At 66.5% G+C, this 12946-nt stretch carries 14 protein-coding genes; 5 read left to right on the plus strand and 9 right to left on the minus strand.

What is annotated here, in order from left to right; genetic code table 11:
- Positions 1-2: 2 nt before the first annotated feature.
- The 4 genes from RCJ92_RS02825 to RCJ92_RS02840 all read left to right on the plus strand — a co-directional run bounded on the left by RCJ92_RS02825 (position 3) and on the right by RCJ92_RS02840 (position 3369).
- The gene (locus tag RCJ92_RS02825) at positions 3-443 is read left to right on the plus strand and encodes a MaoC family dehydratase (protein WP_138177092.1); all 441 of its coding nucleotides are present in this window, start codon (positions 3-5) and stop codon (positions 441-443) included.
- 2 nt (positions 444-445) lie between these two features.
- Positions 446-1651, plus strand: a complete 1206-nt coding sequence (locus tag RCJ92_RS02830) for an MFS transporter (protein WP_249354522.1) — start codon at positions 446-448, stop codon at positions 1649-1651.
- Positions 1652-1659: 8 nt separating this feature from the next.
- Positions 1660-2739: a UDP-N-acetylmuramate dehydrogenase gene (locus RCJ92_RS02835; protein ID WP_138926620.1), complete on the plus strand. Its 1080-nt coding sequence runs from the start codon at positions 1660-1662 to the stop codon at positions 2737-2739.
- A gap of 63 nt (positions 2740-2802) precedes the next feature.
- On the plus strand, positions 2803-3369 hold the full coding sequence (locus RCJ92_RS02840) for an AAA family ATPase (protein ID WP_138926619.1): 567 nt from the start codon (positions 2803-2805) through the stop codon (positions 3367-3369).
- 133 nt (positions 3370-3502) lie between these two features.
- On the opposite strand, the gene asd is transcribed toward RCJ92_RS02840, so the two are convergent.
- The 9 genes from asd to RCJ92_RS02885 form a co-directional block, all read right to left on the minus strand.
- Positions 3503-4621 (minus strand): aspartate-semialdehyde dehydrogenase, encoded by a 1119-nt coding sequence (gene asd / locus RCJ92_RS02845; protein ID WP_446753728.1) that lies wholly within the window; start codon positions 4619-4621, stop codon positions 3503-3505.
- 94 nt (positions 4622-4715) lie between these two features.
- Complete coding sequence (locus RCJ92_RS02850) at positions 4716-4940, minus strand: NF038396 family protein (protein WP_054821454.1); 225 nt, start codon at positions 4938-4940, stop codon at positions 4716-4718.
- Complete coding sequence (locus RCJ92_RS02855) at positions 4937-5503, minus strand: dihydrofolate reductase (RefSeq protein ID WP_446753729.1); 567 nt, start codon at positions 5501-5503, stop codon at positions 4937-4939. The genes RCJ92_RS02850 and RCJ92_RS02855 overlap by 4 nt, the downstream gene beginning before the upstream one ends.
- Positions 5500-6303, minus strand: a complete 804-nt coding sequence (locus tag RCJ92_RS02860) for a thymidylate synthase (RefSeq protein ID WP_138926616.1) — start codon at positions 6301-6303, stop codon at positions 5500-5502. Before RCJ92_RS02860 ends, RCJ92_RS02855 begins: the two co-directional genes overlap by 4 nt.
- Before the next feature lie 80 nt (positions 6304-6383).
- Complete coding sequence (locus RCJ92_RS02865) at positions 6384-6713, minus strand: GNAT family N-acetyltransferase (protein ID WP_054821456.1); 330 nt, start codon at positions 6711-6713, stop codon at positions 6384-6386.
- Positions 6714-6841: 128 nt separating this feature from the next.
- Entirely contained in the window at positions 6842-7807 is a 966-nt protein-coding gene (locus tag RCJ92_RS02870) for an NUDIX hydrolase (protein ID WP_138177111.1), read from the minus strand.
- A 41-nt stretch (positions 7808-7848) separates the two neighbouring features.
- The gene (locus RCJ92_RS02875) at positions 7849-10068 is read right to left on the minus strand and encodes an RNA degradosome polyphosphate kinase (protein WP_138177114.1); all 2220 of its coding nucleotides are present in this window, start codon (positions 10066-10068) and stop codon (positions 7849-7851) included.
- Between the two features lie 98 nt (positions 10069-10166).
- Entirely contained in the window at positions 10167-11117 is a 951-nt protein-coding gene (gene mshD, locus RCJ92_RS02880) for a mycothiol synthase (protein WP_446753730.1), read from the minus strand.
- Between the two features lie 88 nt (positions 11118-11205).
- Complete coding sequence (locus RCJ92_RS02885; RefSeq protein WP_138926614.1) at positions 11206-11868, minus strand: winged helix family transcriptional regulator; 663 nt, start codon at positions 11866-11868, stop codon at positions 11206-11208.
- Between the two features lie 128 nt (positions 11869-11996).
- Between RCJ92_RS02885 and RCJ92_RS02890 the strand changes: the two genes are divergently transcribed.
- Positions 11997-12737 carry a hypothetical protein gene (locus RCJ92_RS02890; RefSeq protein ID WP_360028157.1) on the plus strand — a complete coding sequence of 247 codons (741 nt, stop codon included), beginning with the start codon at positions 11997-11999 and terminating at the stop codon, positions 12735-12737.
- Positions 12738-12946: the final 209 nt, after the last annotated feature.

The raw sequence follows: 12946 nt of genomic DNA on the forward strand, positions 1-12946 counted from the left end.
CCATGATTGATTTTGACACCCTGGAAAAGGGACAGCTGATCGGGGCAACGACGCTGCACGTGAACCGGGCCGACCTGGTGCGCTACGCCGGCGCCTCGGGCGACTTCAACCCGATTCACTGGAATGAGCGCTTCGCCACCGAGGTGGAGCTTCCCAACGTGATTGCCCACGGCATGTTCACCATGGGCGCGGCCGTGGACGTGGTCAGCGCCTGGGTGGGGGACCCCAGTGCGGTCATTGACTACCAAACCCGCTTCACCAAGCCGGTCGTGGTGCAGGACCCGGCCGGCACGAACCCGGCCGAGCACCCCGGCACCGCCATCACGGTGGAGGGCAAGGTCGGGGCGTTGGACGCCGAGGCCCGCACCGCCCGCATCGACCTGACGGTCAGCGTGGACGGCACCAAGGTGCTGGTCAAGTCCCAGGCCGTGGTGCAGCTCTGAGTTTGCAGCCCGCCCCGCAGGCCGTGGCCTGGCGCAACGCCCTGATGGCCGCGTTCCTGGCCAGCGGCCTGCTGCTGGCCACCCTGGTGGCGCGGCTGCCCTCGCTGCGTGATGAGCTGCAACTGGACCACGCCAGCGTTGGACTGCTGCTGCTGTGCCTGAGCGCCGGCTCCTTCCTGTCCGTCAGCCTCTCCGGGCATCTGGTCTCCCGGCTGGGCGCGGCGAACGTGATGCGACTGTGCGCCGTGCTGGCCGGAACCTCCCTGGCCCTGGTGGGCATCAGCGCGGTCCTCTGGCACCTGCCCTGGTTGACCGGGATCTTCCTGTTCACCCAGGGGCTGGGGATTGCCAGTTGGAACGTGGCCTCCAACGTGCAGGGCGCGGCCATGGAACGCAGTCTGGGCCGGGTGGTGATGTCCATGCTGCACGGCTTCTTCTCGATCGGCACGGTGCTCGGCGCCGGCATCGGGGCGGCGGCCGCCGCACTGCAGATCACCATTGCGGCGCATTATGCCGTGATGGGCGTGCTGATCGGAGTGATCGTGCTTCTCGGTTCCCGGTACTTCGGGCCGGACAACAGCCGGGCGGCCCACGGCAGCGGGCAGGGTTCGCTGGGCCGGGCCTGGCGCGAACCGCAGACGATCCTGCTGGGCGTGCTGGTGCTGGGCATGGCCCTGGCCGAGGGGGCCGCGGGGGACTGGGTGGCCCTGGCGCTCGCCGACGGGTACGGCACCACCGAATCCACCGGGGCCCTGGGCTACGCCGTGTTCGTCACGGCGATGACCGCGATGCGGCTGCTGGGCGGGGACCTGATCCTGCGCTTTGGACGGGTGGTGATGATCCGCGTCAGCGCGGTGCTGGCGCTGATTGGGCTGCTGCTGTTCAGCACCGGCCAGTCGTTGCCGGTGGCGTTCGCCGCCCTGGGATTGTGGGGGATCGGTGTGGCGTTGACCTTCCCGCTGGCCATGAGCGCGGCCTCGGATGACCCGCTGCATGCCGCGGCCCGGGTATCAGTGGTGTCCACCATCGGCTACGGCGCGTTCCTCGGTGGCCCGCCGTTGCTGGGCCTGCTGGCCAACCAGATCGGGCTATTGCCGGCCTTGAGCAGCATTTCACTGCTGGTTGTGCTGGCCCTGGTCCTCTCCTCCAACGCCGCCGGATATCCTAAAGACACCGGCGACAGTGAACAATCGATGCAGGGAAAGTGAAACGCTGAATGCTTAAGCACCTGACAACCACCGCCGTGGGCGGCCCGGCCGGGAAACTGGTGGAGGCCCACCACGAAGCCGACCTGGTCCAGGCCCTGGCCGAAGCCGACGCCCAAGGCATCCCGGTGCTGCTGGTCGCCGGCGGATCCAACCTGGTGATCAGCGACGAAGGCTTTGCCGGCACGGTCATCCGGATCGCCACCAAGGGCATCAATGTCCAGGAAATCTCCACCGACACCGCACGGCTGACCGTAGCCGCCGGGGAAAACTGGGACGCGGTGGTGGCCCACAGCCTGCATGCCGGGCTCAGCGGCCTTGAGGCCCTGTCCGGAATCCCGGGCAGCAGCGGGGCCACCCCGGTGCAGAACGTGGGCGCCTACGGTGCGGATGTCTCCCAGACACTGGAAAACGTGCGAGTCTTTGACCGTGAACAGGGCAAGATCATCACGCTGAGCAACGCGGAGCTGCAGTTCGCCTACCGCGATTCGCTGATCAAGCGCACCAGCGTGGACGGCTCCCCACGCTACGTGGTCCTGCGGGTCAGCTTCCTGCTGCCGTACCGTGCCGAATCATCCCCGGTGCGCTATGCCGAACTGGCCCGCCGCCTGGAGGTGGAGGTGGGGGAGCGCGCCTCGGCCGCCGAGGTGCGCCGCACCGTGCTGGAACTGCGCCGCGGCAAGGGAATGGTCTACGACCCGGCGGACCTGGATTCGCATTCCACCGGTTCGTTCTTCACCAACCCCATCGTGGACGAGCAAGTGCTGCAGCACCTGCCGCAGAACGCCCCGCACTACCCGGTGGCCGAGCCGGGCAAGGTCAAGCTCTCGGCGGCATGGCTGATCGACCAGGCCGGCTTTTCCAAGGGCTACGGGCTGGAGCACACCTCGGGCTACCTGGTGGCCGGAGGCCGGGCCGCCCTGTCCACCAAGCACACGCTGGCCATCACCAACCGGGGGGAGGCCAGTGCGCAGGACGTGCTGGCCATCGCGCGCACCATCCGCCGCGGGGTTGCGGAGAAGTTCGGCATCACACTGGTCAACGAGCCGCTGCTGATCGGGCTGAGCCTGGACGAACAGGTGGCCCTGTAGCCTCCCGGCAGACAGCCACAGGCCGCGCCCCGACGCGGTCATCGACTAAGGAGAGCTGGTCGCGTGCACACAGTGAACGACCCCATTACCTGGCACCCGCAGCGCCTCACCGTGGCCGGGGTCAGCGGTGCCGGGAAGACCACGCTGTGTGACCAGCTCGCCGGGCTGCTGAACTATCCTCGGGTGGAAATCGACAGCCTGCACCATGGCCCGCAGTGGACCCCACGGCCCGCCTTCGTCCAGGACGTCAAGGACTTCATCGCCGGTCCCCGGTGGGTCATCGAGCTGCAGTACCGGCAGGTTCGCCCGCTGATCGTGGCGCGGGCCGACACGCTGCTTTGGCTGGACTACCCCACCCCAATCACCATGGCCCGGCTGATTGCCCGCACAGTCCGGCGCCGGCGGCGGGGTGAGGAGCTGTGGAACGGGAACTACGAGCCTGCGCTGCACACCTTCTTCACCGACAAGGAACACATCATCCGCTGGGGCTGGAACACCCGCAACCAGCTCAAACCGGTCATTCCGACCCTGGAGGCCCGTTTCCCGGGGCTGCATGTTGTGCACCTGCAGCATCCACGGCAGACCGAGCGCTGGGTCCAGCAGCTGCGCGAACAGCGCCGGCTGCGCTGACCGGCGGCGCGCGGCCCCTGCCCGGATCCGTACAGCGGTACACGGGTCAAGAGATCGGGGCGGGCGGCATAAAGCGGCGGCGGCCGCCGAAGACTATTATTCGGTGGCCGCCGCCGGTTAGTCAGGGTGGTGGCTACAGCCGGCCCTGCGCGATCGCCAGCATGCGGCGCAGCGGCTCGGCCGCACCCCACAGCAGCTGGTCGCCCACGGTGAACGCGGAAATGTACTTCGGGCCCATCTCCAGCTTGCGGATGCGGCCCACCGGGATATCCAGGGTGCCGGAGGCCGCGACCGGAGTCAGCCGGCTCATGGTCGCCTCCTTCTGGTTGGGAACCACCTTGGCCCACTGGTTGTCCCCGTCAAGCAGGTTCTCGATTTCGCTGATGGACAGGTCTTCCTTCAGCTTCAGGGTCAAGGCCTGCGAGTGCGAGCGCATGGCGCCGATGCGCACGCACAACCCGTCCATGATGATGTGGCTGTCCCCGGAGGTCTGCAGGATCTTGTTCGTCTCCACCCCGGCCTTCCACTCCTCGCGCGACTGGCCGTTGCCCAGGTCCGCGTCGATCCAGGGAATCAGCGAACCGCCCAGCGGCACGCCGAACTGTGCCGCATCCAGGGATTCACGCTGGGTGGTCAGCACCTGGCGGTCGATTTCCAGGATGGCGCTGGCCGGGTCGGCCAGCTCGGCGTGAACCGAGGAGTTGATGTCCCCGAACTGGGTGAGCAGTTCGCGCATGTGCCGGGCGCCGCCGCCGGAGGCCGCCTGGTAGGTCATGGCCGTGCCCCACTCGACCAGGTTGTTGCGGAACAACCCGCCCAGGCCCATCAGCATGCAGGAGACGGTGCAGTTGCCGCCCACGAAGTCCTTGGTGCCCGCGGCCAGGGAAGCGTCAATGACATTGCGGTTGACCGGGTCCAGCACGATCACCGAGTCGTCGTTCATCCGCAGTGCGCTGGCCGCGTCGATCCACAGCCCGTCCCAGCCGGCGGCACGCAGTTGCGGATGAACGGTGTTGGTGTAGTCCCCGCCCTGGGCGGTGACGATAATCGGCAGCTTGGCCAGGGCCTGGATGTCATAGGCGTCCTGGAGCTTGTCTGCGCCGGACGCAAAATCCGGTGCGTTGCCGCCGGGGTTCGAGGTGGAAAAGAACACCGGATCCAGGTTGGCGAAGTCGCCCTCCTCAACCATGCGCTGCATCAGCACGGAGCCGACCATGCCACGGTAACCAACAAAACCAACAGAAGAAGTCATGAATCCATGGTAGGGGTTTTGTCTTCGCCTGCCGCGATTCGTTACGGATATAACAACGCCGGCGCACCCTGGGGTGCGCCGGCGGATCAGCGGGTTATTCGGCCATCAGCCGCTTGCGGTTGGTGATCGCCCAGTAGGCCCCGAAAATGAAGAGCTGCGTGGGCACCAGCAGCAGGATCACACCGAAAATCCGGTGCCCGCCCAGCACCAGGAAGAAGCCGAGCACGGCCACCACCAGGGCCAGCAGCGGGAAAAGCATGTAGCCGATGATGAACAGGCCCTCGGGGCTCTTCTTCAGCGCGGCCAGGGATTCTTTCACTTGGTCAAGTCCTTCGTTCGTTGCCAGGATTCGAAACGGTACCCGGTGTTGGTCTTGGAGGTGTGCCAGCCCTCGGCCGGGTCGCAGAGGCTGCACGTGAACTGCGCCCCCAGCTCAGGGGCCCGGGTGTCCCCGTCGAGGTTCAGGTCCAGTACGGTGATGATGGCGGTGTCGATCAGGTTCAGCGTTTCGGCGTACACCTTGCCGCCGCCGATGATCCAGATTTCCTCACTGCCTGCCGCGCGCTCGGCCAGTTCCAGGGCCTGCTCCAGGCTGGAGGCCGGCTGTGCCCCGGCGGCGCGCAGTCTGTCATGGGCTGGCGCATCGGAGGTGAGCACGATGTTCGTGCGCCCGGGCAGGGGACGGAACTTTTCCGGGAAGGACTCCCAGGTCCGCCGGCCCATGATCACCGGGTGTCCTTCGGTGATGCGCTTGAAGTGGGCCAGGTCCTCGGGAACCTGCCAGGGCATGGTGCCCGCATCCCCGATGACCCCGTCGGTGGTTTGCGCCCAGATGGCCCCGACCATCCGCTGTTCGGTGCCGCTGCGGTGGGTCGGGCTCATACGGCCACGCTGCCCTTGATGGTGGGGTGGTGCTGGTAGTTGTCCACGATGAAGTCCTCCAGCGTGTAGTCGAAGATCGAGTCCGGGGTGCGTGCGAAGCGCAGCTGCGGGTACGGGTAGGGGGTCCGGCCCAGCTGCTCACGCACCTGGTCCATGTGGTTTGAGTAGATGTGCACATCCCCGCCGGTCCAGATGAATTCGCCGGGCTGCAGGCCCAGCTGCTGGGCCAGCATCAGGGTCAGCAGCGAGTAGGAGGCAATGTTGAACGGCACCCCCAGGAACATGTCGGCGCTGCGCTGATAGAGCTGACAGGACAGTTTTCCGTCCGCCACATAGAACTGGAAGAACATGTGGCACGGGGGCAGCGCCATGTTGGAGATCTCGGCGACATTCCAGGCCGAGACGATGTGCCGACGCGAATCCGGGTTCTGGCTCAGCGACTGGACAACCTGGCTGATCTGGTCGATGTGCCCGCCGTCCGGGGTGGGCCAGGAGCGCCACTGCACCCCGTACACGGGGCCGAGTTCACCGTCCTGGTCGGCCCACTCGTTCCAGATGCGCACCCCCTGCTCCTGCAGCCAGGAAATGTTCGAGTCCCCGCGCAGGAACCACAGCAGCTCGGCGGCCACGGACTTGAAGTGCACCCGCTTGGTGGTGATCAGCGGGAAGGATTCGGACAAGTCGAAGCGGATCTGGCGCCCAAAGACGGACAGCGTGCCGGTGCCGGTGCGGTCTTCCTTGTGGGTGCCGTTTTCCAGCACTTCGCGCAGCAGATCTTCATAGGGGGTTGGGATGCTCACCCGATCAAGTCTAGGCGCAGCGCCAAGGCCACGTACAGCGCGGGCCGGCGCGACCTTGCTGACATCCTCACGCGCCCGGTCTACTGGCGGATGAGCATGTCCTGGTATTCCGGGTAGCGCTTGAGGTAGTCATCCACGTAGGTGCACTCGGAGATGATCTTCGCCCCCTCCTGACGCAGCTGATCCAGCACCAGGGTCACCAGCGCCCGCGCGTAGCCGCGGCGGCCGAATTCCTCATTGACGATGGTGTGCTGCAAGGTCACCACGTCCCCGTCGCGGTGGTAGCCGATGAACCCCACATAGGTCGAACCGTGCCACAGCGAATAGCGTCCCCGGCCCGGCTCGTGATCCAGGCGCAATCCCTGGTGGACGATCTTTGCAAGCGGTTGCGCGGAATCCTGTGATGACATGGCACTCCTCTTTCCCATGGTGAGTTATCCCACTGTTCTCCTAGCCTAGTACGCGCCGCGAACACAGTCCAAGACCGCGTAGCGGGCCAGCGTGCAGGCCAGGGCGGGAAGCGGGCCAGGGTGTGCCGCTAATCCGAGTACGGGGCGTGGATCTCAATGGAGACAATGCGTTCATGCGCCCCCACCGGCTGCTGCAGCACGATCATGCCCCCGGGCTGCAGGTAGGGGTCGGCCGTGGGCAGCAGCTTGCGCACCGCCTGGGAGGAGCGTGCGGAGAGCAGCGGCAGGATCAGCGGCAGGACCGGGCGGTGGGTGCACAGCACCTGGGAGCGGACCTTGTCCAGCAGCTTGGTCAGTGACTTGACCGTCTTTTCCGGTTTGCGCTGGGCGGCATGCTCCGTCATGGAGTTCACCAGCTTCGGCTTGATCTGGTGCTCGGTCACATAGGGGGTGATGGACTGCACGCAGCGCACCCAGGGGCTGGTGGCCACGTGCTGGGGCTTCCAGCAGTTCAGCAGCCGGGCCAGGGCCTGGGCCTGGCGCCGGCCGGTGGCGGCCAGCGGGCGCTGGCCCTCCTCGCGGGTCCAGTTCGCCCGCGGCTTGGCCTTGGCGTGGCGGACCAGCATGAAGGCCCGGGTATCCAGCCGTCCGGCCAGGTGCGCCTCGATCAGGTCATCGAGCGGGGCCGCGTCGCTGGGGTTGGTCAGCATGGACTTGGCCTGCTTGGCCCCCACCCAGCGGGCCTCGTCCGCCTCGTCCCCGTCCACGGTGGGCTCATCCCCGTTGGCCAGGGCCGCCGCCCAGTAGTAGACGACCTTGGCCTTCTGGTTCACGGTGTAGGCGGTGGCCTCCAGCGGGATGCCCAGCTGCACCTGCAGGCCCACTTCCTCCCCGACCTCGCGCACCGCGCATTCGGGGATGGATTCCCCGTCATCGAGCTTGCCCTTGGGCCAGGACCAGTCGTCGTAGCGGGGCCGGTGAATGATCAGGACCTGCAGTTCGTCGTTCAGCACACGCCACGGGATGGCCCCGGCGGCGATGACGTCAAATTCTCCCAGCAGGATTTCCTCGGGATCCGAGGACCGTTGAATCATGAGCACGGTGTTGGTCGATCCTTTGATCTGATTGGCTGCCACTAGTTTCCGCGACCCGGGTTGCGCCGGCGCGAGTGGGTCTCGATCAGCCATGATTGCACATCCAGCAGCGGCTGGCCGTCCGCGTCACGGTGGTGTCGCTCCCAGTCCCCGTCCGCCAGCAGGTGCCAGGACGAGGTCTGCTCATCCAGGTAGCGGTCCAGGATGGCGATCAGGTTGGCGATGTCCTCCGGTTCGGCCAGTGACACCAGCGCCTCCACCCGGCGGTCCAGGTTGCGGTGCATCATGTCTGCCGAACCGATGTAGACCACCGGGTCCCCGTCGTTGGCGAACATGAACACGCGGCTGTGCTCCAGGAACCGGCCCAGGATCGAGCGCACCCGGATGTTCTCGCTCAGCCCCGGGACCCCGGGACGCAGCGCACAGATCCCGCGCACGATCACATCGACCTTCACCCCGGCCTGGCTGGCCCGGTACAGGGCGTCGATGATGGTCTCGTCGACCATCGAGTTGACCTTGATCACCACCCGGGAGTCGATGCCGGCCTGCGCGTTGGCGATCTCCTGCTCAATGCGCTGCACCAGCCCCCAGCGCAGCGAGCGCGGGGCGACCAGCAGACGCTGGTAGGTGGAGCGCGGGGCGTAGCCCGAGAGCTGGTTGAACAGTTTGGAGACATCCTCGCCCACGGTGTCATCGCAGGTGAGCAAGCCCAGGTCCTCGTAGTAGCGGGCGGTGCGCGGGTGGTAGTTGCCGGTGCCGATGTGGCAGTAGCGCCGCAGCTTGTCGCCCTCGCGGCGCACCACCAGGGACAGCTTGGAGTGGGTCTTGAGCCCCACGATGCCGTACACCACGTGTACCCCGGCCTGCTCCAGCTTCCGCGCCCAGGTGATGTTGGCCTGCTCATCGAAGCGGGCCTTGATCTCCACCAGCGCCAGCACCTGCTTGCCGGCCTCGGCCGCGTCGATCAGCGCGTCCACGATCGGCGAGTCCCCGCTGGTGCGGTACAGCGTCTGCTTGATGGCCATGACCTTCGGGTCCGCGGCCGCCTGCTCCAAAAAGGCCTGCACGGAGGTGGAGAACGAGTCATAGGGGTGGTGCAGCAGGATGTCGCGCCGGCGCACCGCGGCGAAGACGTTGGCCGCCTTGGAGGTTTCCGAGACGTTCAGCAGGCTGGAGGTGTGCCCCACATGCTTCGGGTAGTGCAGTTCGGTGCGGTCCAGCCCGGCAATGACGCCCAGCCCCCGCAAATCCAGCGGCGTGGGCAGCTTGAACACCTCATCGTCCTCGATGCCCAGTTCGCGCACCAGCAGTTCCAGGATCTGCGGGTTGATGTCATCGGCGACCTCCAGGCGCACCGGCGGGCCGAAGCGGCGGCGCAGCAGCTCCTTCTCCAGGGCCTGGAGCAGGTTCTCCGCGTCGTCCTCTTCCACCTCCAGGTCCTCATTGCGGGTGATGCGGAAGAAGTGGTGCTCGACAATGTCCATGCCGGGGAACAGCTGGTCCAGGTGCTCGGCAATGACATCTTCCAGGGCAATGAACCGGGCCTGGCTGTGCGAGGAGTGGGCCGCGCGCAGCCCGTCGACGGAAATCAGGCGCATGATGGTGTCCGGCACCTTCAAGCGGGCGAACAGGTCCTTCTGGGTTTGCGGGTTGCGCACCACCACGGCCATGTTCAGCGACAGCCCGGAAATGTAGGGGAACGGGTGGGCGGGGTCCACCGCCAGCGGGGTGAGCACCGGGAAGACCTGCTTGATGAACCACTGGGACAGCTCGTCGCGTTCCTTCGGGCTCAAGTCCTTCCACCCGACCAGGGCAATGCCCTCTTCCTGCAGCTTTGGACGCACCGAATCGGCGAACACCTTCGCGTGGCGCAGCTGCAGCTTGTACGCGTTGGCCAGGATCAGTTCCAGCTGGTCCACCGGGTTCATCCCGGTGGCGGCCGGCACCGCCAGGCCGGTGGCGATGCGGCGCTTGAGCCCGGCCACCCGCACCATGAAGAACTCATCGAGGTTCGAGGTGAAGATGGACAGGAAGTTCACCCGCTCCAGCAGCGGCAGATCCTCGTCCTCGGCCAGTTCCAGCACCCGGGCGTTGAAGTCCAACCAGCTGATCTCCCGGTCCAGGAAGCGCTCGGCGGAGAAACCGCCTATGGGCAGCGTGGCGGCCGGGGCAATGTCCGGCAAGCCGATCCGGTCCACGGTGGCCTCCGAGGAAGGCACATCCTTGAGTTTGCTGGTTGGTGGGAGCACGGGTTTGGTCATCAGCTGATCTCGCTTCCTGGCTCAGGGTGCCGGTCATGCAATGGCGGACACCACCGGGGGACAAGCCCTGTCAGGCGCCGCATTGCCTAGCGCCAATCCTACCGCGCAGGCCCGTACATCACATCGACATCCCAGACCGTGAAGCCCAAGGACTCGTAGAGTTTCACCGCTGCGGTATTCTCCGCATCCACATAGAGCATGACCGCCTCCACCCCGCGGGCCAGCAGATGGTTGACCCCGGTGGCGGTCAAACTGCGGCCCAGGCCCAGACCCTGCGCGCCGGGGGTCACCCCCACCACGTACACCTCACCCACCCGGGCGGTGCCGGGTTCGGGCTGGGGCAGCTTCGTCCAATGGAACCCCAGCACCGCTTCGTCCTGGTCCACGGCCAGGAAGAATCCTTCGGGGTCAAACCAGTCCTCGGCCATGCGCGCCTGCAGGTCGGCCAGGGTCAGCGAGCCCTGCTCCGGGTGGTCGGCGAAGGCTGCCGCGTTGGCCTGCAGCCAGGCCTGTTCATCCTGGCCGGGGACGAAGGTGCGAAGCTGCAGGTTCTCGGGCAGCTGCGCCACCGGCAGCGGCTGCTGCTGGGTGCGGCGCATCTTGTTCAGTTCCCGCTGCCGCTGCAGCCCGTGGCGTTCGGCCAGCACCTGCGCGGCAGGGTGTGCGCCGTGCGCCCAGCCCTGGGCCTGGGACAGATCCAGGGAACCGCCCAGCTGCTGCAGCAGGTTGCCGGCCACCTGGCGTTGGCGGTAATCGGGATGCACCACCAGTTCCACCGTCCACGGCTCGGTTTCCGCACCGCGCACGGCAATGGCCGCACCCAGCAGCAGTTCCTCGGTGCTGTCCTCGGCCGCGTACGCGTACACGCCCAGCAGGCTGCGGTCCGCCTGCTGGGCAGCCAGGTCAATGAAGGTCTGCTCGCTGAACGGGGGATTGCCGTCACTGACTTGGGCGGTGCGGGCCAAGTCCATGACCTGGCGGCGCAACCGGTCATCGGCGGCGCCGGGCAAGGACAGAACGCTGAGGGGGAGCTTGGGCTGGGTACTCATAAACCCCACACTAGTCCCGTGCCGCCACCAGAACGCAACATCACCCGGGATGTGCCAGCAGTGAACCGGCCGGAGGTGAAGCGGTGTCCTACTGCTCGGCGTGGAAGCGGTAGCCGACGTTGCGCACGGTACCGATCAGCTGTTCATGATCGGTGCCCAGCTTCGCTCGCAGGCGGCGCACGTGCACGTCCACCGTACGGGTGCCCCCGTAGTAGTCGTAACCCCACACCTCATGCAGCAGCTGTTCACGGGTGAACACCCGTCCCGGGAACTGGGCCAGATACTTCAGCAGCTCAAATTCCTTGTACGTCAGGTCCAGGACCCGCTGATCAATCTTGGCGGTGTAGCTCAGCTCGTCAATGCGCAGCCCCGCCACCGGTTCGGCGTCTACCGGGCCGGTGGCGGACGGCCCGCGGCTGAGCAGCATGCGCAGGCGCGCCTCAATTTCGGCCGGTGAGGCGGTGGGCAACACAAAGTCATCGGCGCGCCATTCGCTGGACATCACCGTCAACCCGCCTTCAAGGATCACCACCAGCAGGGGGAGGTTGAGGGTCGCGGCCACGAGCTGACAGGCGGTCCGGGCCGCAGCCAGATCCCCGGTGGCATCCAGGATGACAGCCTGCGCGGGCCCGGCGTGGCGCAGGGAATCGCTGGTGGCCGGCAGCTGTCGGATATCATGGCTGAGCAGCTCCAACGCGGGCAGCACACAGGCGTTTTCGCGTTCTTCACCCAAGAGCAGCAGGTGCGCCATGTGCTGGAACCTCCTGCCGGGTGGTTTGACGAAAAAATCTCTTTTACGTGTCACAGTATAAAGAACACCGAACGTCATAAACGCGAGTTGCCCCATGTGCGCGTTGCCAACGATCCAGGATGGACAGTTTGAGAGTCAAGGTACTGATTAGCGGGCTGCTCGCCGCGGCCGCATTGCTCGTGGCGGCGACCCTGGACACCCCGGGTCTCTCGGTGGGAGCGATCACCGCCGTGCTGCAGCTGCTTTTCGCCTACAGCTGGCCCACCCTTACCCGCAGCACCCAGCCTTGGCCGCTGCGCATCATCCTGGCGTTGGCCGGGCTGCTGGCCACCTTCTTCGCCGTGGGAATGCTCGGCCCGGTGGGGATGGGCGCCAGCATGCTGGTCATCGCGGTCGGAGTCCCGCTGGTGTTCATGTCCCAGGTGTTCAGGGGGACAGGGGCCAGCGGCCGGCTGTCGAACACCGTCAGCGGAATCAGCGGCCTGGCCGTGGTGTCCCAGGGAGCTGGACTCTCCGCGTTGGGGGCCTCACCCAGCGGCTTTGGCATCATCCTGGTCAGCGTCATCGCCCTGCTCGGTGCCGGGGCCTGCGCCATGACCCGGCTGCCGGACCGCGCCGTCATCTTCCTGGCCCCGCTCACCGGTGCGGCCCTCGGCGCCGCGAGCAGCGCGCTGCCGCTGGATTTGGCCTGGTACCACTGCCTGCTGATTGGTGCGCTCGCCGGAGTGCTGGTGGGCTGCCTGCGGGCCATCACCCTGGCCAGCCGGGCGGTGAAGCGGGTGGAGGACATGCTCGCCGTATCCACGCTGATCCTGCTGTTGACCGGGTCGCTGAGCTGGTACGCCATGCAGGTGCTCGGGCAGGTCTGAATCGGAAATGACGGAGGGCACGTGATTCGCCTCTCGTTGATTAAGTAACCTGCGCCCGCGGCGCGCTAGGATGGAGCCATGAACGAAAATTACCTTGCACTAGAGATCTTCTACCTGGCGCTGCTGACCGTTGCCGGTCTGGGCATGGCCGGTTTCGCCGGACTGGTTGTCAAGCGCCTTTTCAAGGGGCAGAAGTAGGAAAGGCGCAC

The organism is Glutamicibacter sp. BSL13 (assembly GCF_052928425.1).